The sequence below is a fragment of the Mycobacterium sp. IS-1496 genome (assembly GCF_001499995.1).
GTDB lineage: Bacteria > Actinomycetota > Actinomycetes > Mycobacteriales > Mycobacteriaceae > Mycobacterium.
On sequence record NZ_LQIU01000036.1, the window covers coordinates 19,767 to 40,091 of the forward strand.

Consider the following 20,325-nt stretch of genomic DNA (forward strand, 5'->3'; position numbering starts at 1 on the left):
GACTCATCGCTCGGCTGCCCATCGCGGCGGTGGCCTACCCTTGCCGACGGGGCCGGGACACGTCCGAACGCGGCCGGGAAGGACTCATGACCAGCACGGAGAAGCCGGAAGGCCGCATTCGCGTGCCCGCCGACCTTGACGCGGTCACCACCGTCGGCGACGAGGACCACTCCGGTGTCGACCCCGCGGCGGTGGAGCGGATCTGGCAGGCGGCGCGGCACTGGTACTCCGCCGGGATGCACCCGGCGATCCAGGTGTGCGTGCGCCGGCACGGGCGTGTCGTCCTCAGTCGAGCGATCGGGCACGGCTGGGGCAACGGACCGGACGACGCCGACGACGCGGAGAAGATCCCGGTCACCCCGGACACCCCCTTCTGTGTGTACAGCGCCGCCAAGGCGATCACGACGACCGTCGTGCACATGCTGGCCGAACGCGGTCACTTCTCACTCGACGACCGGGTGTGCGAGTACCTGCCGAACTACACCAGCCACGGCAAGGACCGCACGACCATCCGCCACGTCATGACCCACAGCGCGGGTGTCCCCTTCCCCACCGGTGAGCGACCCAACCTCAAGCGCATGAACGACAGCGCGTACGCCCGGGAGATGCTCGGTGACCTGCGGCCGCTGTACCGGCCAGGTCTGGTGCACATCTACCACGCGCTGACCTGGGGTCCGCTGGTGCGCGAGATCGTGTCGGCCGCGACGGGCCGCGGCATCCGCGAGATCCTGGCCGAGGAGATCCTCGAACCACTCGGCTTCCGCTGGACCAATTTCGGGGTCGACGAGTCCGACGTCCCCCTCGTCGCACCGAGCCACGCCACCGGCAAACCGCTGCCGCCGCCGATCGCCGCGGCGTTCCGCACGGCCGTCGGCGGCACACTGCACCAGATCATCCCGTTCACCAACACCCCGCTGTTCCTCACCGGGGTGGTGCCGTCGTCGAGCACGGTGTCGACGGCGCAGGAGTTGTCGCGATTCGCCGAACTGCTGCGCCGCGGTGGAGAACTCGACGGGTTGCGGGTGCTCGCGCCCGAGACGCTGTATGCCGCCACCCGCGAGTGCAGGAGACTGCGCCCGGACCTGGCCACCGGGCTGATGCCACTGCGCTGGGGAACCGGATACATGCTGGGGTCGAAGCGCTTCGGACCGTTCGGCCGCGACGCACCGGCGGCGTTCGGCCACACCGGGCTGGTCGACATCGCCGTCTGGGCGGACCCGGCGCGCGGCCTGGCGGCCGCGGTGGTGAGCAGCGGCAAACCGGGCAGGCACCGTGAAGCCAACCGGTACCCCGCGCTGCTCGATCGGATCAACGCCGAACTGCCGCCGACGCGCAATGAAATACTCGGCTGATGTCGCGTACCGCGGGGAGAAGGCGCTTCGAAGAGGGCGAGGCCGAGCGTCAGCCGTCCCATATCGGCAGTTTCAAGTTCTACTTCGTCGGGCAGCGCTGGGAGTGGTCCGACGAGGTGGCGCGGATGCACGGCTACGAACCGGGCACGGTCGAGCCGACCACCGAGCTGCTGCTGTCCCACAAGCACCCCGACGACCGCAGGCTGGTCCAGGACCTGCTCGACCACGCGCTGCACACCGGCGAGTCGTTCTCCAGCAGGCACCGGTTCCTCGACACCAGCGGGGACGAGCACGACGTGCTGGTGGTGGCCGACCGGATGTTCGACGACCGGGGTTCGGTCATCGGGTCGGCCGGCTATTACGTCGACCTCACCGCGAGCCTCGACGAGGCGCGCCAAGAGGCGCTCGACGAGCAGTTGCCGGGTCTGTTCGAATCCCGGGCGGTGATCGAACAGGCCAAGGGCGCTCTGATGGTGATCTATCGGATCAGCGCCGACCAGGCGTTCCGGGTGCTGCAGTGGCGCTCCCAGGAGACCAACACCAAGCTGCGCTCACTGGCCGCCCAGCTGATCGCGGAGGTGGGTCAGCTCCCCCCGGCCCCGTCGTCCACCCAGGGCCAGTTCGACCATCTGCTGCTGACAGTTCACGAACGCATCCCCGCCCGATGATGCGCGCAACGGATGTCCGCCCCCTGTGCCGGCGGGTAAAATTCTGCTGCCGGCCGGCGCACCCGGCCGGGTCATCCGTCGGCGCCGTTGGCCGCGGCACAGAGACGGCAGATGGGGATCGAGGCGGGCTGGCACGGATGCAACCGTTGGAGGTCGAACACGACGTGCGGGGGGACGCGGTCGTGGTCAGGGTGAGCGGCGACGTCGACTCGCTGTCCGTCGACGCCTTGAACAGCCACCTGGCGAAGGCGCGCGGCAGCGCGGTGGGCCATCCCAGTCGACTGGTCGTCGTCGACCTCTCAGGAGTCACCTACTTCGGTAGCGCCGCGCTCAACGCCGTGCTGTCGTGTCACGAGGACGGCGCCGCCGAGGGCCTCTCGGTGGCGGTGGTCGCCGATCAGCCGTACGTCATGCAACCGATCGAGATCACCGGTCTGCACCGCGTGCTCGACACGTATCCGACCATCGAGGACGCGCTCCGGCGCGCCGGTCAGTCGCGGGACGGCGACGGGCGCACACCCCGGTAGATTCCGCGCCGGACGATCCACGGTTGCAGCACCCGGTCGACCGACCATGCCGGGAAGCGGAACACCGTGCCGTTGGGGGCGAACACCTCGAGGCCGTCGGGTTGGCCACCGAGCACCGAACCCCAGCGGCGGCTCGGTGCTCGGTAGTCGCGCAGCGGCCGCCCCGCGAAGTCCGCGCGGATGTTGCGGGCCAGGAGTTTGTCGGCGCGGTTACGGGCGCTGCTCCGCAACGGATCGGTGGCCGCGACGTCGCCGATCGCGTAGACCCGTTCGTGCCCAACGACTTTCAGCTGCCTGGTGACGCGCACGAAGCCGTCGGCGTCGAGCACCTCGCCGGGCAGCCAGTCGGTGTTGGGCCGGACCCGCCCGATCGCCCACAGCACCGCATCCGCGGTCGCCGCGGGCTGGCCGGTGCTCCACTGGACCGGACCGTCGGTGATGCGGTCGCACGCGAACCCCTCGGGGACGACGGCGCGGTGGCCCGCCCGCAACCCCACGCCGAGCTCGTCGAGCCGCCGCGCGATCCTGTCCCACACCCGCGGGTGGTGCTGCGGCAGGGGCCGCGGACCGGGAAAGCACAGGTCGACGCGGGTATCCGGCCAGGTGAGCGCCAGGTTGGCGGCGCTGCTCACCGCCGCGGCACCCCCGCCCACGACGAGCACCGACCGCGCGGCGGCCAGCCGCTCGTGGTCGGCGCGCAGTTGGGCGGCGACCTCATCGCCCGACCGATAGCCCGGCCTGCGCCAGAAGCCGTTGCTCACCCCGGTGGCGATCACCAGCGCGTCGAAATCCTCCACCACCGTCGATCCGTCGGTGCGCTGCCCCGACACTTTCCGGCCCGCGAGGTCGACTCCCGTCAGCGTCGCGTGTTCGGTGCGGACCCGGTCGAGGGCACGGAACCGGTCGAACGTGATCCAGTAGTCGCGCGCCCAATCGTCGGGGCGGGCCAGCCGCACGCCGAGCTCCTGCCCGCTGACCAGACCGGGTTTGGCCGAGATGCCGACCACGTCGAAGTGCCGGCCCAGCCGGATCGCGGTCAGGACGCCGCTGTCCCCGAGACCGGCGACGACGACGCGGGGGCGGCTCACACGCGCGCCTTGCGGGGCGGTCGCGGCACGAACCGCGACACCCGGTCCATCACGTCCTGGTAGCCGGGCCGGCGTTGCAGACTGCGCGTCTCCATCATCGGGATGCTCGCCCCGAGGAACATCGCGAGCATCGCCAACGCGCCGGCGAACAGCCACCAGGCCTCACCCGGCGAGGCCGCCACCCCGAACAGCGCGAGCGCGACCCAGAATCCGCACTCGCCGAAGTAGTTCGGGTGACGGGACCAGGCCCACAGGCCGCGGTCCATCACCTCGCCCGGCCCGCGTCCGGCGACGAAGCGGTGCATCTGCACATCGGCGACCAGCTCCAGCGTCACCGCTGCGACGGCGATCATGAAGGCGATCGCCGCCAGCCACATCCAGCCCTCCCCCGGGGTCGTCACCGCCACGTAGACCGGCAGCATGCCGAGGAACACCTGCAGGGTGGGGATCAGGTGGATGGCGACCAGATCGACCACGAACTCCCACCGGCCGGCCCGCTCCCGGAACATCGGGTATCGCCAATCTTCGTGGTGCAGACCGGGAAACGCGTACAGCCAGTTACCGGTCAGCCGCACCGCCCAGTACCCGACCGCCACGGCGACGAGTGCGACACGCAGGGCATCGGCGTCCGGGCTCTGGCTCCACCAGTAGATCAACAGCAGGGGCGGCACGACGCTCCAGTAGGCGTCGTAGAAGCTCGAGTTGCGGTAGCCCCGGCTGAACGCGAACACCACCACGGTGCCCACCACGTCGGCGATCAGGGTGTCGAGCCACAACCGTCCGGTCTCCGGCCCCCACACCAGCCACGCGGCGGCGGCCGCCAGCGCGAGCGCGTAGGCCACGGCGACGACCGCCAACGATGCGGCCTTGCTCCGGTGTGCGGTCACAGGCGGCCTCCCGAGGTGGCCCGGAGACGAGTGACGTGGGCCACAGCGGTCCGAACTGTAACACGTTCCAGTTGCGCCGCCTGCGGTCCGCCGCAGCGCACGTCCGCCCTGCTCGCCCGGTGCGATCACCCCTTGCTTATGGTGACTGAGATGAGCACCGCGGCTGATATCGACCGGGTCACCGAACTCGCCAAGCGCGTCGTGGCCGAACACGATCCCAAGACCGTGCCGATCCCCGACTTCCTCGGCGCCTGCTACGACGCCGGCCTGTCCTGGGTGCACTTCCCGCAGGGGCTGGGCGGGCTGGAGGTCTCGCGCGGCCTGCAGGCCGTCGCCGACGGAATCCTGCAGGGCGCGGGTGGTCCGGTCCCGTTGGGGCTCAACCCCATGGGCTACGGCATGGCCGCGCCGACCATCCGCGAACACGCCCAGAACGACGACGTCAAACGGTCCTGGCTTCGACCCCTGGCGACGACCGAGCACATCTGGTGCCAGTTGTTCTCCGAACCCGGCGCCGGCTCCGACCTGGCGGGCCTGGCGACCTCGGCGGTGCCCGACGGTGACGACTGGGTGGTCAACGGGCAGAAGGTGTGGACCAGCCTGGCGCACCGCGCCCGGTGGGGTCTGCTGCTGGCGCGCACCAACCCGGATGTGCCCAAGCACAAGGGCCTGACGTATTTCGTCATCGACATGCACGCACCGGGCGTCGAGACCCGGCCGCTGCGCCAGATGACCGGCCACGCCGAATTCAACGAGGTCTACTTCAGCGACGCCCGCATTCCCGATGCGCACCGGCTCGGCGGTGTCGACGACGGGTGGCGGGTCGCGATGACGACGCTGATGAACGAGCGCAGCGCGCTCGGCGCGAGCGGAAGCCGGCGGGGTGCGGGCACGATCGCCGACGCCGTGGCGCTGTGGGCGTCGCGCCCCGAACGCCACACCCCGGTGCTGCGCGACCGGTTGTCCGAACTGTGGTTGCGCGCCGAGGCGCAGCGGCTCACCTCGGAGCGGTCCCGCGCATCGGCGACCGTCGGCGGGCCCGGCCCGGAGGGGTCGATCGGCAAGTTGGTCGGCGCCGAGCTCAATCAGCGGATTTACCAGTGGTGCATGGACTTTCTCGGTCCCGAGGGGACGCTGTACCACAGCTACGCGATGAACAGTGGAGACCAGAGCGACTGGCGCGGACCGATCCAGCAGCGGTTCCTGCGCAGCCGCGCCAACACCATCGAAGGCGGCACGTCGGACGTGATGCGCAACATCCTCGGCGAGCGGGTGCTCGGCCTGCCGGGTGATCTGCGCGCGGACGCCGGCATGCCGTGGAAGGAGATCCCGCGTGGGTAGTCATCCGGCGGAGTTCGTGTTCACCGACGAGCAGCGGCAGCTGCGGGATGCGGTGCGGCGGTTCTGCGCCGACCACTTCGACGAGTCCGCGGTGCGCCGGATCATGGAGTCCGACCCGGCGTTCGACCCCGCGCTGTGGGCGCGGCTCGGCTCCGAGCTCGGCGTGCTGGGCCTGTCGGTGCCCGAAGCCGACGGAGGCGTCGGCGGCGACCTCGTCGACCAGGCCGTCGCGGTCGAGGAGTTCGGCGCGTCCCTGGTGTGCGGACCGCTGTTCGGGACGGTCTACCTCGCGGTGCCGGCACTGGTCGCCGCCCCGGCGGGCTCGGCGCGCGACGATCTGCTCAGCGCCCTCGTCGAGGGCACCCGCACCGCGGCGTTCGCCGTCGGTGACCGCGCAGGCGCCTTCACTCCCGACACCGTCGGCGTGACGGCCGAGGGTGACGCGCTGACGGGCACGCTCACCCACGTCGTCGACGGCGCGGTCGCCGACGTCGTGCTCGTCGCCGCGAAGGGTTCCGACGGGGTGGGCCTGTACGCCGTCGACGCCGACGCCGACGGAGTGGAACGCACGCCGCTGGTCACGCTCGACCTGACCCGCACCCAGGCGGGTTTCACGCTGACGGGTGCGCCCGCCACGCTGATCGCCGGGCCGGACGAAGCGGGCCGGGTGATCCAGCATGCGCTGCACGTCGGTTCGGCGCTGCTGGCCGTCGAACAGGTCGGCGCCGCTGCGCATCTGCTCGACATCGGGGTCGAGTACGCGAAGTCGCGGCTGCAGTTCGGCCGTCCGATCGGCTCGTTCCAGGCGGTCAAACACCGGTTGGCCGACATGTTGGTCGACGCCGAACACGCGCGGTCGACGGCCTACCACGCGGTGTGGGCACTGACCGACGGCTCGGACGACGCCGCGCTGGCGACGGCGATCGCCCAGGCCGTGTGTTCGGCCGCGCTCAGCCGGATCGCCGCCGACACCATCCAGGTGCTGGGCGGTATCGGCTTCACGTGGGAACACCAGGCGCACCTGTACTTCAAGCGGGCCACCACGGACGCGACGCTGCTCGGCACCGCCGAGGAGCACCGCGCCCGCGTCGCCGACCTGGTGCTCGACACCGCGACGCCCGACCGCGTCCCGCGGGTGGCGGCCGGCACCCCCGGCTGAGTCGACGCCCGGCGCGGGTGGCTGCAAGTCGCTATGCTGGCGCCTTTCCCCGCGAGACGCAGGAGTGGACATGCCCGCTGAGCCCGGCGCCGCCGCCACGCCCCGGTCCGGGGGCGGCCACATCCGGTTGACGTCGCACAGCGGCGCAGTGGGCACCCCCACGATCCGCTGGGGTGCGCCGTCCGCGGCCGAACGCGGGCCGGTGATCGGGACGACCGCCAACCGCTCGCACCGCAACGTGATCGGCACCCACAGCGGGTCCTACAGCGTCTACCGGGCGCTCGCCGTCGCCGCGGGTGCGCTCAAACGCGAGCACCGGGCCGACCTCACCGACACCTCACCCACCGACAGCGTCGGGCCGTACCCGCAGTGGAGCGAGCCGGCCACGATCGTCAGCATGGACCCGTGGGGCGCCAGCGTGGCCGACGTCTTCACCGCCGAACTCGCTGCGGGCCTTGACATCCGGCCGACCATCGCGATCACCAAGGCGCACGTCATCCTGCCCGAGATCACCGACGCGATCGCGAAGGGCCGTCTGATCCCGGACGGGCGCATCCTGCTCGCCACCGGTGCGGCACTGGTCACCAAGGCGGCCGTCGAACCCGTGTGGTGGCTACCCGGGGTGGCGCAGCGGTTCGGATGCAGCGAGACCGATCTGCGCCGGGTGCTGTTCGAGGAGACCGGCGGCATGTACCCGGAGCTCGTGACGCGGTCGGACCTCGAGGTGTTCCTCCCGCCGATCGGCGGACAGACCGTCTACATCTTCGGCAGTGCAACCGATCTCGCCGATCCGTCGGTCGAGCTGACCGCCCGCGTGCACGACGAGTGCAACGGTTCGGATGTCTTCGGCTCGGACATCTGCACCTGCCGGCCGTATCTGACCCACGCGATCGAGGAGTGCATCCGCGGCGCCCAGAACGGTGGGGTGGGTCTGGTCGCCTACTCCCGCAAGGAGGGCCGCGCGCTCGGCGAGGTCACCAAGTTCCTGGTCTACAACGCCCGCAAGCGTCAGGTGGGCGGCGACACCGCCGATCAGTATTTCGCCCGCACCGAATGCGTGGCCGGTGTGCAGGACATGCGGTTCCAGGAACTGATGCCCGACGTGCTGCACTGGCTCGGGATCCGCAAGATCCACCGCCTGGTGTCGATGAGCAACATGAAGTACGACGCGATCACCGGTTCGGGGATCGACGTGGGCGAGCGGATCAACATCCCCGACGAACTCGTCCCGCCCGATGCGCGGGTGGAGATCGACGCGAAGGTGGCGGCCGGATACTTCACTCCGGGCCCGGTGCCCGACGCCGAGCAGCTCAAGAAGGTCAAGGGTCGCGGGTTGTCCCCATGACGCCGGAGGAGGCGGCCGCCGCGCTGCGCACCACCGACGCCGTCCGCGCCCGCGCGAGCCAGCTGCTGCACCGTGCCAGGGCCGGTGACTCGGCATGGTTCACCGTTGGTGACGACGCCCTCGACTCCGCAGCGGAGATCGTGGCCGAGCTGACCCGCGAACGCTATCCGGACCTCGCGATCCCGTTCCACAGCCGGTGGCGGCACTTCGAAGCCGGTGGGGTCCACCGCGCCGCGGGTCTCGAGGGGAACCCCAGGGCGATGATCGACCTCGCGGTGGTCAGCGTGCTGCTCGACGCCGGCGCAGGTGCGGACTGGAGTTTTCGGGAAGACGCTTCCGGACAACGGTTCTCGCGCTCGGAGGGATTGGCGGTCGCGAGCTGGCACGCCTTCGCCGACGGGGTCTTCTCGTCGGACCCGGGCGAGCCGCTGCGCGTGGACGCCGCAGGGCTGCAGGCGCTGACCGCCGACCGGCTGGGTGCGGCGTTCCAGGTTCGTTCGGACAATCCCCTCGTGGGACTCGACGGCCGCGTGGCGCTGCTGCACCGTCTCGGGTCGGCACTGGCGGACTCCGACGTCTTCGGCGGCCGCCCGGGCGGGCTGTTCGACGCCCTCACCGCCACCGCGCAGACGGTGCGCGCCCACGACATCCTCACGGTGCTTCTCACCGAGCTGTCGTCGATCTGGTTGAGCGGCAACAGCGTCGGTGATCAACCGCTGGGCGACTGTTGGCTGCACCCGGCGGCCGGAGGCGAGGGCTTCACGCGCGGCTGGGTCCCGTTCCACAAGCTCTCGCAGTGGCTGACCTATTCGCTGCTCGAACCGTTCACCTGGGCGGGTGTGCCGGTGGCGGGTGTCGAGGCGCTCACCGCGCTGCCGGAGTACCGCAACGGCGGCCTGCTGCTGGACACCGGTGTGCTGACACTGCGGGACCCCGGATACGCCGACCGCACGTGGCAGGTCGGGGACGAACTGGTCGTCGAGTGGCGCGCTCTGACCGTTGCGCTCCTCGACGAGCTCGCACCTGCGGTGTGCGCGCGACTCGGCGTCGACATGCCGCTCGCCTGCGTCCTGGAGGGCGGAACCTGGTCTGCCGGACGCCATCTGGCGCGCGAGCGCCGCGGCGGGTCGCCGCCCCTGACCATCGACAGCGACGGCACCGTCTTCTGAAGCAGACAGGAACACACATGGGCGAAGTACACCTCGTCGACCATCCGCTGGTGACGCACAAGCTGACGCTGCTGCGGCGCAAGGACGCCTCGACGCACAGCTTCCGCCAGCTGCTGCACGAGATCTCCGCGCTGATGGCCTACGAGGTGCTGCGCGACATCCCGACCCAGGACTTCGAGGTGGAGACGCCGATGGAGACGACGGTCGGCAAGGTGATCGACGGGAAGAAACTGGTGTTCGTGTCGATCCTGCGCGCGGGCACGGGCATCCTCGACGGCATGCTGGCCGTGGTGCCCGGGGCGCGCGTCGGCCACATCGGGCTGTATCGCGATCCCAAGACGCTCGTCGCGATCGAGTACTACTTCAAGATGCCGGCCGAGATGGACGAGCGCGACGTCGTCGTCGTCGACCCGATGCTGGCCACCGGTCACTCGGCGGTGGCCGCGGTGGATCGGATCAAGGAGTGCGGCCCGAAGTCGGTCAAATTCGTCTGCCTGCTGACCTGCCCCGAGGGCATCGCCGCGATGCAGGAGGCACACCCAGACGTCCCGATCTACACCGCGGCCGTCGACCGCGAGCTCGACGAGCACGGCTACATCGTGCCGGGGCTCGGCGACGCGGGTGACCGGATCTTCGGCACGAAGTAGCCGTTGTTTGATCAACCCCCCGCCCGGGAATCGGTCGACCTAATGACACACGAATGGGAATGCGTCGTCGTCGGTGGTGGCGCCGCAGGGTTGAGCGCCACATTGGTCCTGGGACGGGCGCGCCGGCGCACCCTGCTCGTCGACGCGGGCGAACAGAGCAACCGCTTCTCCACCGGCATCGGCGGGCTCCTCGGCTACGACCAGCGGCCGCCCGAAGAACTCTATGCGGCCGGGCGCCGCGAGCTCGAGGCCTATCCGACGGTCGAGTACCGGACGGGCACCGTGGTGCACGGCGCGACGCAGGACGACGGTTTCGTGCTCTCCCTCGACGACGGGGACCAGGTCACCACCCGCCGCGTGGTACTGGCCACCGGCATGCAGTACTGCCCGCCGGAACTGCCCGGCCTGGAACCGCTCTGGGGCAAATCGGTGTTCCAGTGCCCGTTCTGCCACGGGTGGGAGATGCGTGACAAACGGCTGGCGTCGCTGGCGGCCGGCGAGGAGGCGATCCATGCCTCGCTGATGCTGCGCGGGTGGAGTGACGACGTCGTGTTGCTGACCGACGGGCACCCGCAACTCGACGGCGTCGACTACGAACAGTTGGCGGCCGCGGGCGTCACGATCGACGACCGACGGATCACCGAACTGATCGGCACCGACGGACAGCTCGAGGCCATCGCCTTCAACGACGGCAGCCGGCTCGAACGCGACGGGCTGCTGGTGGAGGCGCCGCTGCGGCAACGCTCGAAACTCGCCGAGCAACTCGGCGCCTCGTGCACCCCGGGCCCGCTGGCCGTGGACACGATCGGTATCGATGCGCTGCACCGCACGTCGGCGCAGACGGTGTTCGCCGCGGGTGACGTGTGCACCGAACACCCGTATGTGGCGGGGTCGATCGCGGGCGGTGCGCAGGCGGCGATGATCGTCGCGCAGAGCCTGCTGGCCGAACAGTTCGGGATGCCGTACCCGCCGGAGTGACCGCGCGGTTCCGCCGATACTAGGCCGTGATCGCGTCGATCGCGCGGTAGATCCGCTGCTCGCTGACCGGCCGCGGCGTGCCGAGCTGCTGCGCCCACAGGCTGACCCGGAGCTCCTCGATCAGCCGCCCGATGTCGCGGACGTCCTCGGCGGCGGCCCGGCTCGGCGAAAGCGATTGCCGCAGTTCGTCGTACGCCGCCTGCACCGCGTGCACCCTGTCCATCCGATCGCGGTCGGCGCCGACGGCGTGCGGGAGCCGCTCGAGCCGACGGCCGATCGCGGTGAGGTAGCGGGTGAGGTTGGCCAGGTGCGCCACCCCGGTCCTGGTGACGAAACCCTTCGGCAGCAGCGCGGCCAGTTGGGCGCGAATGTCGGCGATCGCCTCCGCCTGCGCGGCCGGCGGGTCGGCGGGCAGCGCCACCTGCGCCTGCTGAGCGGCGGTCAACACCTTCTCCACCCGGCCCACGATGTCCAGCGTCGTCGGCACCAGCGCCTTACCCACCTGCTGTGCCACCGCGTCGAAATCAGCTCGCGTCCAGACCGGTTCGCGGACCAGCGCATCCACCGCCGCGTCCGCGCAGTCGTCGATCAACGCGGCCAGCGACCCGTCGGGATTGGCGCCGAGCACCAGGCGCTGACGCACGTCCAGCGCACGGTCCACGTTCTTCACCGGCGACGGCGCCGACAGCCGCAGCAACCGCCGGACACCCGGTCCCATGGCCGCCCGCTGTTCGGCCGGCGTCGCGAACACCCGCACGTCCACCGCGGACCCCGTGTCGACGAACGCCGGATACCCCCGTACCCGATGTCCGCCGCTGACGTTCTCGACCGTACGCGGCAGCTCGTCGAGATCGTCTGGCCAGGAACGCAATCCGGGGCGTTCCAGCCCGTCGGCCACCGCGCGCGCGACGGCGTCGCGCACCGGTGCGGCCAACTGCTCCTGCAGCGTGTCGAGGTCCTTGCCGCGCGCCACCTCGGCGCCGTCCTTCTCGACCGCGAACGTCACCCGCAGGTGCGCCGGGATCTTCTCCAGGTCGAAGGCGTCGATCGGCACGGTCACACCAGTGCGCCGCCACAGCTCGTGCTGCAGGCTCTCCAGCAGGGGTCCGCTGCCCGGATCCATGGTTCGCAGCACGTCGCGCGCGGTGTCCGGCGCCGGCACGAAGTTGCGCCGCAGGTCCTTGGGCAGCGAGCGGATCAGCGCGGTCACCAACTCCTCCCGCAAAGCCGGTACATGCCAGGCGAACTCGTCACCGCCGAGACGGGCCAGCACCTCGACCGGGACGTGCACCGTGATGCCGTCGTCGGCCGCGCCCGGTTCGAACCGGTAGCTCAGCGGCAGCGCCAGGTCCCCGGCCTGCCACTCGTCGGGCAGTTCGTCGGCGCCGTCCTGGCGAAGCAGGTCGTCGCGCGTCATCGTCAGCAGATCGGGCGTCCTGTGCCGCTGCTTGCGCCACCACGCGTCGAAATGCCGTGCCGACAGCACGGTTTCGGGAATGCGGGCGTTGTAGAACGCGAACACCTCCTCGTCGCCGACGAGCAGGTCGCGCCGACGGGCCCGCTCCTCGACCTCTTCGAGTTCCTCCCGGAGCCGCGCATTGTCGCGGAAGAAGTGGTGTTTGGTGCGCCAGTCGCCTTCGACGAGTGCGTGACGGATGAACAGTTCGCGGGCCAGTTCCGGGTCGATCTGCGAGTAGTTGACGCGGCGGCGCGCGACCAGCGGCAACCCGTAGAGCGTCACCCGTTCGAACCCCATCACCGCGCCGCGCTCGGCCTCCCAGTGCGGTTCGCTGTGGGTGCGCTGGACGAGGTCGCCGGCGATCCGCTCGACGGTGTCGGGGTCGATGCGGGCCCCGACGCGGCCGAACAGCCGGCTGGTCTCCACCAGGTCGGCCACGACGATCCACCGCGGCGGCCGCTTCGTCAGCACCGATCCGGGCGCCAGCACGAACCGCGAGTTTCGCGCACCCTGATAGTCGCGGCCGTCGCCGTCCCGCAGGCCGACATGCGACAGCAGCCCGGCCAGCAGCGCGGCGTGCACGCTCGCCGGTTCGGCCGGTTCGTCGGACTCGCGGATGCCGAGATCGCGGGCGATGCTGCGCAGTTGCCCGGTCAGGTCCTGCCACTCGCGGATCCGTAGGTAGTGCAGGAACTCCTCGCGGCACATCCGGCGGAACGAGCTGCCGGAGCGCTCCTTGCGCTGCTCGCCGAGATACCGCCACAGGTTGAGGTAGGAGATGAAGTCGGAGTGCTCGTCGGCGAAGCGGGCGTGCTTCTGGCGGGCGGCGTCCTCGCGCTCGACGGGCCGTTCGCGCGGGTCCGGGATCGACAGCGCGGCGGCCAGCACCAGCACCTCACGCACACAGCCCTCGGTGTCGGCCTGCAGGATCATCCGGCCGATGCGCGGGTCGAGCGGCAGCCGCGCCAGCCGACGGCCGATGTCGGTGAGCTGACCTGCCCGGTCGAACGCGCCGAGTTCCTGCAGCAGGGTCACGCCGTCGCGGATGCTGCGGCGCTCTGGCGGATCCAGGAACGGGAACTCCTCGACGTCGCCGAGCCCGAGCGCGGCCATCTGCAGGATCACCGCGGCGAGGTTGGTGCGCAGGATCTCCGGATCGGTGTAGCGGGGCCGTCCGGCGAAGTCCTCCTCCGAGTACAGGCGGATGCCCACACCCGGCGCCGTACGCCCGGACCGGCCGGCGCGCTGAGCGGCCGACGCCTGCGAGATCGGTTCGATCGGCAGCCGCTGCACCTTGGTGCGCCTGCTGTAGCGGGAGATGCGCGCGGTACCCGGATCGACGACGTAGCGGATGCCCGGCACGGTCAGCGACGTCTCGGCGACGTTGGTGGCGAGCACGACCCGCCGGCCGGCGTGCGGTGCGAAGACCTTCTGCTGTTCGGCGGTGGGCAGGCGCGCGTAGAGCGGCAGCACCTCGGTGTTGCGGAGTTCGCCGCGCAACACCTCCGCGGTGTCGCGGATCTCCCGCTCGCCGGACAGGAACACCAGCACGTCGCCGGGTGGCTCGGCCTCCAGTTCACGAACGGCGTCGACGATCGCGTCGGTCGGATCGCGCACCTCGGTGCGGACGACCTCGTGGTCCGGATCGTCGGGGTCGTCCGTCGAGTCGTCGACGACGGGCACCTCCAGCGGCCGGTACCGGATCTCGACCGGATACGTGCGACCGGACACCTCGACGATCGGGGCGCCGTGGAAGTGCGCGGCGAACCGCTCCGGCTCGATGGTGGCCGAGGTGACGATGACCTTGAGATCGGGCCGGCGGGGCAGCAGTTCCCGCAGGTAGCCGAGCAGGAAGTCGATGTTGAGGCTGCGCTCGTGCGCCTCGTCGAGAATGAGGGTGTCGTAGCTCAGCAACCGGCGGTCGCGCTGGATCTCGGCGAGCAGGATGCCGTCGGTCATCAGCTTGACCAGGGTGCGGTCGGACGCCTGGTCGGTGAAGCGGACCGTGTAGCCGACGGCGTCGCCGAGCGGGGTGTCGAGTTCGTCGGCGATGCGCTGGGCGACGGTGCGGGCGGCCAGACGGCGCGGTTGGGTGTGGCCGATCGTGCCGCGGATGCCGCGGCCGAGTTCCAGGCAGATCTTCGGCAGCTGGGTGGTCTTGCCCGATCCCGTCTCGCCGGCCACGACGACGACCTGGTTCTCGCTGATGGCCTCGGCGATCTCACCGCGCCGTTCGCTGACGGGAAGGTCGGGGTAGGTGATCGATGGGACGGCCGCGGTGCGGGTGGCGATCAGCCCCTCGGCGGCGGCGAACTGCTCGGCGAGCTGCCCGAGCCTGTCGGGCTTGGCCTGCCGGAGTCGGCGGCCGAGGCGGGCGGCGTCGCGGTAGGTCAGTCCGTCCAGACGCTTGCGGAGTTCCCGCACGGACGGTTCGGACACTCGCGCCAGGATACGGGCCGGGTCACGGCGCGCCGGGCGACCAGTAGTCGAGCATCTCGGCGAACGTCTCGAACGCCGGCGTCGACACCCCGTAGGTCGCCTCGAGGTGGATGCTCAGCGGGAAGCCCAGCTCGCCCACGCCGTCGATCACCCGTTTGTACAGATCGAGCAGCAGCCGCCGCTTGTCGGCCGGCTCACTGGCCGCCAGCGTCTTGACGAACTCCTGCTCGGCGGCGACCGCCGGATTGCCCGGATCCTGGATCAACCAGTGGATGAGCCCGACACGGCTCTCCATCTTCGGCACGAACCCGAACGACAGCAGGATCTCCGGCCGGTACTCGTTGGCGGTCGCGAACTCCTTCAGGAAGTCGACGATCGCGTCGGAGTACAGCAGCTGCGTCATCCCGTACGTCGCGCCTTGTTTGCACTTGAACGTGAATCGGCCCTGCTCACCGTCGCGGGTGGGGATCAGGATCGCGCCCCGGTTGTCGACGAGCCCGTCATAGAGCGACAGCGCATCGGTGGGGGCGACGCCGCTGCCCTCGCCGTCGTTCATCGTGCGCGGCACCCCGACGAAGGCGATGCCGTCGAATCCGGCGGAGCTCAGCTCGGTCAGCCGCTGCCGCAGCGCGGGCTCGTCGAGGAACGCGGTCACCTGCGTGCACAGCCCGCGGACACCCGGCAGCTCGGGTGCGATGATCCGCCAGAAGTCCAGCACGTCCATCTTGGGCTTCATCTCGATGGGACGACCGCTGTCCTCCTCGATCATCCCGGGGATCATGACGTGGTTGATCCGGCCCTCGATCCCGGCCTCGGCGGAGCAGCGCAGCACCTTCCGGGCATCCTCGAGCGCGTGCTCGCGCCCGCGGTCGACATTGGGCGGCACGAGTTCGAGCGCGACGGTGTTCAGGGGCAACGGTTGCTCCTTTGACTGCATGACGACAGAGGCGGCGTGTCGGCCGCACTTCCCCCCTGGATTGCGCCACGATACCGCCGAAGCCTGTTCTCAGCCTGGTCGGCCTACCCTCGACGCAGGTGAGGAGGCCGGACGTCCTCGTCTGCCGAGGACCAGTTGCCCTATCTCCGCCCGCTTCGGCGACCACATGATGGGCTCATGACCGCCGTTGACAGAGACCGCATGGTGATCGAGTCCGTCATGCCGGACTTCGACGCACGCATCGCCGAACACGTCGTGGTGGCGGCGAATCCGGCCGCGACCTTCGGCGCCGCGCGAAGGCTCGACTTCCTCACTGTCCACACGCCGTTGCTGGCGGCGTCGATGTGGATCCGTGGCCTGCCCCAACGTCTGCGCGGTCGCTGCGCTCCCCCGCCATCACGGCTGGTGCTCGGACAGGGCATGGGTCTACCCGGGTGGGTGCTTCTTGGCGAGCGCCCGGACCGCGAGGTCGCCTTCGGCGCGGTCGGGAGGTTCTGGCAGCCGACCATCACGTGGCGTGACGTGCCCCAATCGCAGTTCCGAGACTTCGTCGAGCCCGGGTGGGGCAAGATCGCCGCGAACTTCACCGTGATGCCCTACGGCGAGCACTCCGCGCTGCTGAGCTACGAGTGCCGCACGGTCACCACCGACGCCGCGTCACGACGGAAGTTCCTCCGGTACTGGTGGCTGATCCGCCCGTTCGTCGGTCACATCATGCGCGCGACCCTCAGCACGATCCGGGCCGACGCCGAGTCGGCGAACGCACTCCGGAGCCGATGATGCGGGTGCTGGTCGCGTTCGGGTCCAAACGCGGGGGAACCGCCGGCCTGGCCGACATGATCGGTGACGCGTTGGTCGCGGCCGGTCGCGAGGCGCTGGTGGTCTCCGCGTCGGAGGTGAAGGATCTCGCCGGCGTCGACGCCGTGATCGTCGGAGGCGCGCTCTACGCCAACCGCTGGCACCGCCACGCCCGCCGATTCGTCAGGCGCCACCGCGAGGCACTCTCTGAATTGCCGGTCTGGCTGGTCAGCAGCGGCCCGCTCGACGATTCCGCCGAACGAGACGAGATACCGCCCACCAAACAGGTCCGGAAACTGATGACCTCGATCGGCGCCCGTGGCCACGTCACTTTCGGCGGACGTCTCGAACGCGATGTGAAGGGCTTCCCGGCCAGTGCAATGGCGAAGAACAACGCCGGCGACTGGCGCGACCGCGACCATGTCGGGCGGTGGGTGCAGCGCGTGGTGAACGAACTTGAATCTTCGGACACCGGACGCCCGCGCGGTTGAGTCACGGGCCGACTACCCGACGATTCGAGCCACCGACGCCGGCACCGGCAGCGAGGAGTCCGACACCGGCTGCCCGTACACCGTGCGCACCGGCACCACCCCGGTCCACGCATCGGCGCTGGGCGTCGCCGGGCCGGTCCGCGCCTTGGCCACCCACGCCCCGTCGACGATCGGCACCTCGAGCAACAGCGTGGCCGCGACCTCCTTCGCGGAATGCGGCGGGCACTCGGCGGTCCGGCCGGCGATCAGCGCCTCGGTGAACCGGTCGAGCAGCACCGGCGCCTCCTCGCGGGGCACCACCCGGCACACCCCGCGGACCACCGCGGAGCGGTAGTTCGCCGAGTGGTCGAACTGACGCTCGGCGATCACGAGCCCGTCGAGCAGGAAGGCGCTGACGCACACCTTGGCGCCGTCCGCGATGTGGCGCAGCGCCCCGGCACCGGTCGACCCGTGCAGCAACAGCCGGTTCCCGTCGCGGGCCACCAGCATCGGCACGGCCCACGGCTCGTCGCCCAGCACCGTGGAGACGGTCGCCACGGCGGCGGTGTCGAACACCTCGTGCAGCAGGTCGAGATCGCTCGCGCGTTCCGGTTTGCGGGTCAGCTGCCCCAGCGGTGATGTCGTCACGGCTGCCATTCATCCAGGCCGGCGCACCGGCAGCAACCGATATCTTGAGTTCCATGGACGCTGACGTCATCGTGGTGGGCGCCGGGCTCGCCGGCCTGGTCGCCACCCACGAGCTGACCCGCCGCGGCAAACGCGTCGCGCTCGTCGACCAGGAGAACGCCGCCAACCTCGGCGGTCAGGCCTACTGGTCGTTCGGCGGGATCTTCCTGGTGGACAGCCCCGAACAGCGCCGCATGCGGATCAAGGACTCCTTCGACCTCGCCTGGAGCGACTGGCAGGGCAGCGCCGCGTTCGACCGTCTGGACGACGAGGACGTGTGGGCGGCCAAATGGGCCCGCGCCTACGTCGAGTGGGCGGCGGGCGAGAAACGCGACTACCTCACCGGCCACGGCATCACGTTTCTGCCGACCGTCGGCTGGGCGGAGCGTGGCGACCTCCGCGCCACCGGGCACGGCAACTCCGTACCCCGCTTCCACGTCGCCTGGGGCACCGGCACCGGCATCGTGGGTCCGTTCACCGACTCCGCGCTGTCGGCCGCGCAGCGCGGGCTGGTGCGCTTGCACCACCGGCACCGCGTCGACGGGCTGGTGTTCACCGACGGCGCCGTGACCGGTGTGCGCGGAACGGTCCTCGCCCCCGACGACGCGAAGCGCGGGGCGCCGTCGAACCGCGACGCCGTCGGTGAGTTCGAATTGTCCGCTCAGGCGGTGGTCGTGACGTCGGGCGGCATCGGCGCCAACCACGAGATCGTCCGCCGCTTCTGGCCCGCCCGGCTTGGCACCGCACCGAAGTCGATGATCACCGGCGTGCCCGCCCACGTCGACGGCCGGATGCTCGACGTCGCCGCGGATTCCGGTGTCCGGCTGGTGAATCGCGACCGTATGTGGCACTACACCGAAGGCATCGTCAACTGGGACCCGATCTGGCCGGACCATGCCATCCGGATCCTGCCCGGACCGTCGTCGATGTGGTTCGACGCGCTGGGCCGCCGCCTGCCCACACCGTATCTGCCCGGCTACGACACCCTGGGCACGCTGCGCTATCTGCGCACCACCCCCGACATCACCGAATACGACCACTCGTGGTTCATCTTGACCCAGCGCATCATCGAGAAGGAGTTCGCGCTCTCCGGCTCGGAACAGAATCCCGACATCACTGCAAAGGACCGCCGGGGGTTTCTCAAGGAGCGGCTCTTCAGCAAGGGTGCACCGGGACCTGTCGAGGCGTTCAAGCGCAACGGGGTGGACTTCGTCGTCGCCGACGATCTCGACGAACTCGTCCGGAAGATGAACGCGCTCACCGACGAACCGCTGCTCGACGCGACGGTGATCCGCCGCCAGATCGAGGCCCGCGATCGTCAGGTGGCCAACCCGTTCAGCAAGGACGCGCAGATCCAGGGCATCCACAATTCGCGCCGCGCACTGGCCGACCGGATCGGCCGCACGACGGCCCCGCACCGCATCCTCGACCCGGCGGCGGGACCGCTGATCGGCATCAAACTGCACATCCTCACGCGAAAGACGTTGGGCGGCATCCAGACCGACCTCGCCTCGCGCGCCATCGGCCTGGACGGAGCGCCGATCGACGGCCTGTACGCCGCGGGCGAGGTGGCGGGTTTCGGCGGCGGCGGTGTGCACGGTTACAACGCGCTCGAGGGCACGTTCCTCGGCGGGTGCATCTTCTCGGGCCGGGCGGCCGGACGCGCCCTGGCCGACCTGGTGTAGCTACCCGGCGAACGTGAGCTTGTGCGCGAGGTTCGAGCGGCGGTTTCAAGGCGTCGTTGCAATAGCAGCTGATTCTGATGGGAAGTGCTGCTGTGTCACGTCCACCGTTGTTGAGTGTTGTTCGTGAGTTCTGGGGCTGTATCGGTGAGGGTTGCACTGCACGTGAAGCCGGTGTGGCGGTCGGTGTGTCGTGTGCTACCGGGGTTCGCTGGTTCACACACGCTGGAGGGGTGAACCCGCAAAAGCGTGAGCCGACGACCTCGGGACCTCGGCCGCGTCTGACGTTGGCCGACCGCATCCAGATCCAGATCGGAGTCACGGCCAACGAATCGATGAACTCGATCGGCAGGCGATTGGGCCGGCCGGCGTCGACGATCAAGTACGAACTCGACGTCAACGGTGTCCACCACAACGACGGACGCAAGTCGGGGTATCGGCGCAAAGAAGCGTTCGGAGCGCGGCAGAGCGGTTCGACCGCCACCGTGCGGTACGACGCGGTAGTGGCGCAGTCGCGCTCCGAGGAGCGTGCTCGCCGTCCGCAGCTGGGCAAGCTGGGCCGCAATCAGGTGTTGCATGATGAGGTGCAGGCGAAACTGCTTGAGGAGCACAGCTCTGAGCAGATCGCAGCGCGGTTGCTCATCGACTTCCCCGACGATGCGGAGATGCGCGTGTCCCCGGAGACCATCTAT

18 protein-coding genes are annotated in these 20,325 nt (G+C 70.2%); 13 read left to right on the top strand and 5 right to left on the bottom strand.

Annotation, left to right across the window (positions count from 1 at the left end; genetic code table 11):
• The first annotated feature begins 86 nt into the window (after positions 1 to 86).
• From lipE to AU195_RS18455, 3 genes are all read left to right on the top strand, one after another.
• The gene (gene lipE, locus AU195_RS18445; RefSeq protein ID WP_059160509.1) at positions 87 to 1,352 is read left to right on the top strand and encodes a lipase LipE; all 1,266 of its coding nucleotides are present in this window, start codon (positions 87 to 89) and stop codon (positions 1,350 to 1,352) included.
• On the top strand, positions 1,352 to 2,020 hold the full coding sequence (locus AU195_RS18450; RefSeq protein WP_059160510.1) for a PAS and ANTAR domain-containing protein: 669 nt from the start codon (positions 1,352 to 1,354) through the stop codon (positions 2,018 to 2,020). Before lipE ends, AU195_RS18450 begins: the two co-directional genes overlap by 1 nt.
• Positions 2,021 to 2,157: 137 nt before the next feature.
• Entirely contained in the window at positions 2,158 to 2,547 is a 390-nt protein-coding gene (locus AU195_RS18455; RefSeq protein WP_059160511.1) for an STAS domain-containing protein, read from the top strand.
• On the opposite strand, the gene AU195_RS18460 is transcribed toward AU195_RS18455, so the two are convergent.
• Together AU195_RS18460 and AU195_RS18465 are read right to left on the bottom strand one after the other, a co-directional pair.
• A complete protein-coding gene (locus AU195_RS18460) occupies positions 2,511 to 3,635 on the bottom strand; it encodes an FAD-dependent oxidoreductase (protein ID WP_059160512.1) in 1,125 nt (374 codons plus the stop codon). The two genes, AU195_RS18455 and AU195_RS18460, sit on opposite strands and share 37 nt — an antisense overlap.
• Entirely contained in the window at positions 3,632 to 4,522 is an 891-nt protein-coding gene (locus AU195_RS18465) for a DUF1295 domain-containing protein (RefSeq protein WP_172800629.1), read from the bottom strand. Before AU195_RS18465 ends, AU195_RS18460 begins: the two co-directional genes overlap by 4 nt.
• A gap of 150 nt (positions 4,523 to 4,672) precedes the next feature.
• Here AU195_RS18465 and AU195_RS18470 point away from each other — a divergent pair, with 150 nt between their 5' ends.
• The 6 genes from AU195_RS18470 (at position 4,673) to AU195_RS18495 (ending at position 11,161) form a co-directional block, all read left to right on the top strand.
• Positions 4,673 to 5,863 carry an acyl-CoA dehydrogenase family protein gene (locus AU195_RS18470; RefSeq protein ID WP_059160524.1) on the top strand — a complete coding sequence of 397 codons (1,191 nt, stop codon included), beginning with the start codon at positions 4,673 to 4,675 and terminating at the stop codon, positions 5,861 to 5,863.
• Positions 5,856 to 7,022 (top strand): acyl-CoA dehydrogenase family protein, encoded by a 1,167-nt coding sequence (locus AU195_RS18475; protein WP_059160513.1) that lies wholly within the window; start codon positions 5,856 to 5,858, stop codon positions 7,020 to 7,022. The genes AU195_RS18470 and AU195_RS18475 overlap by 8 nt, the downstream gene beginning before the upstream one ends.
• Positions 7,023 to 7,092: 70 nt before the next feature.
• Entirely contained in the window at positions 7,093 to 8,367 is a 1,275-nt protein-coding gene (locus tag AU195_RS18480) for a GTP cyclohydrolase II (protein WP_059160525.1), read from the top strand.
• The gene (locus tag AU195_RS18485; RefSeq protein WP_059160514.1) at positions 8,364 to 9,536 is read left to right on the top strand and encodes a URC4/urg3 family protein; all 1,173 of its coding nucleotides are present in this window, start codon (positions 8,364 to 8,366) and stop codon (positions 9,534 to 9,536) included. Before AU195_RS18480 ends, AU195_RS18485 begins: the two co-directional genes overlap by 4 nt.
• 17 nt (positions 9,537 to 9,553) lie before the next feature.
• Positions 9,554 to 10,183: a uracil phosphoribosyltransferase gene (gene upp / locus AU195_RS18490; protein WP_059160515.1), complete on the top strand. Its 630-nt coding sequence runs from the start codon at positions 9,554 to 9,556 to the stop codon at positions 10,181 to 10,183.
• A gap of 42 nt (positions 10,184 to 10,225) precedes the next feature.
• Complete coding sequence (locus AU195_RS18495) at positions 10,226 to 11,161, top strand: NAD(P)/FAD-dependent oxidoreductase (protein ID WP_059160516.1); 936 nt, start codon at positions 10,226 to 10,228, stop codon at positions 11,159 to 11,161.
• 19 nt (positions 11,162 to 11,180) lie between these two features.
• On the opposite strand, the gene hrpA is transcribed toward AU195_RS18495, so the two are convergent.
• Both hrpA and AU195_RS18505 read right to left on the bottom strand, forming a co-directional pair.
• Complete coding sequence (gene hrpA / locus AU195_RS18500; protein ID WP_059160517.1) at positions 11,181 to 15,059, bottom strand: ATP-dependent RNA helicase HrpA; 3,879 nt, start codon at positions 15,057 to 15,059, stop codon at positions 11,181 to 11,183.
• Positions 15,060 to 15,081: 22 nt separating this feature from the next.
• The gene (locus tag AU195_RS18505) at positions 15,082 to 15,975 is read right to left on the bottom strand and encodes a mycobacterial-type methylenetetrahydrofolate reductase (protein ID WP_059160526.1); all 894 of its coding nucleotides are present in this window, start codon (positions 15,973 to 15,975) and stop codon (positions 15,082 to 15,084) included.
• 198 nt (positions 15,976 to 16,173) lie between these two features.
• Between AU195_RS18505 and AU195_RS18510 the strand changes: the two genes are divergently transcribed.
• Complete coding sequence (locus AU195_RS18510; RefSeq protein WP_157531181.1) at positions 16,174 to 16,776, top strand: hypothetical protein; 603 nt, start codon at positions 16,174 to 16,176, stop codon at positions 16,774 to 16,776.
• Entirely contained in the window at positions 16,776 to 17,285 is a 510-nt protein-coding gene (locus AU195_RS18515) for a flavodoxin domain-containing protein (protein WP_216636397.1), read from the top strand. The genes AU195_RS18510 and AU195_RS18515 overlap by 1 nt, the downstream gene beginning before the upstream one ends.
• Before the next feature lie 12 nt (positions 17,286 to 17,297).
• On the opposite strand, the gene AU195_RS18520 is transcribed toward AU195_RS18515, so the two are convergent.
• Positions 17,298 to 17,921 (bottom strand): pyridoxamine 5'-phosphate oxidase family protein, encoded by a 624-nt coding sequence (locus AU195_RS18520; RefSeq protein ID WP_059160520.1) that lies wholly within the window; start codon positions 17,919 to 17,921, stop codon positions 17,298 to 17,300.
• Between the two features lie 44 nt (positions 17,922 to 17,965).
• Between AU195_RS18520 and AU195_RS18525 the strand changes: the two genes are divergently transcribed.
• Both AU195_RS18525 and AU195_RS18530 read left to right on the top strand, forming a co-directional pair.
• Positions 17,966 to 19,636, top strand: a complete 1,671-nt coding sequence (locus AU195_RS18525; protein ID WP_059160521.1) for an FAD-binding dehydrogenase — start codon at positions 17,966 to 17,968, stop codon at positions 19,634 to 19,636.
• Positions 19,637 to 19,728: 92 nt separating this feature from the next.
• On the top strand, positions 19,729 to 20,325 hold a 597-nt coding region (locus AU195_RS18530; protein WP_502687361.1), incomplete at its 3' end, for a transposase.

Excerpts from the sequence above, each read along its gene's own strand:
- lipE (WP_059160509.1), top strand. The coding sequence starts at position 87 with ATGACCAGCACGGAGAAGCCGGAAGGCCGCATTCGCGTGCCCGCCGAC.
- AU195_RS18450 (WP_059160510.1), top strand. The coding sequence starts at position 1,352 with ATGTCGCGTACCGCGGGGAGAAGGCGCTTCGAAGAGGGCGAGGCCGAG.
- AU195_RS18455 (WP_059160511.1), top strand. The coding sequence starts at position 2,158 with ATGCAACCGTTGGAGGTCGAACACGACGTGCGGGGGGACGCGGTCGTG.
- AU195_RS18470 (WP_059160524.1), top strand. The coding sequence starts at position 4,673 with ATGAGCACCGCGGCTGATATCGACCGGGTCACCGAACTCGCCAAGCGC.
- AU195_RS18480 (WP_059160525.1), top strand. The coding sequence starts at position 7,093 with ATGCCCGCTGAGCCCGGCGCCGCCGCCACGCCCCGGTCCGGGGGCGGC.
- AU195_RS18485 (WP_059160514.1), top strand. The coding sequence starts at position 8,364 with ATGACGCCGGAGGAGGCGGCCGCCGCGCTGCGCACCACCGACGCCGTC.
- upp (WP_059160515.1), top strand. The coding sequence starts at position 9,554 with ATGGGCGAAGTACACCTCGTCGACCATCCGCTGGTGACGCACAAGCTG.
- AU195_RS18495 (WP_059160516.1), top strand. The coding sequence starts at position 10,226 with ATGACACACGAATGGGAATGCGTCGTCGTCGGTGGTGGCGCCGCAGGG.
- AU195_RS18510 (WP_157531181.1), top strand. The coding sequence starts at position 16,174 with ATGACCGCCGTTGACAGAGACCGCATGGTGATCGAGTCCGTCATGCCG.
- AU195_RS18515 (WP_216636397.1), top strand. The coding sequence starts at position 16,776 with ATGCGGGTGCTGGTCGCGTTCGGGTCCAAACGCGGGGGAACCGCCGGC.
- AU195_RS18520 (WP_059160520.1), bottom strand. The coding sequence starts at position 17,921 with ATGGCAGCCGTGACGACATCACCGCTGGGGCAGCTGACCCGCAAACCG.
- AU195_RS18525 (WP_059160521.1), top strand. The coding sequence starts at position 17,966 with ATGGACGCTGACGTCATCGTGGTGGGCGCCGGGCTCGCCGGCCTGGTC.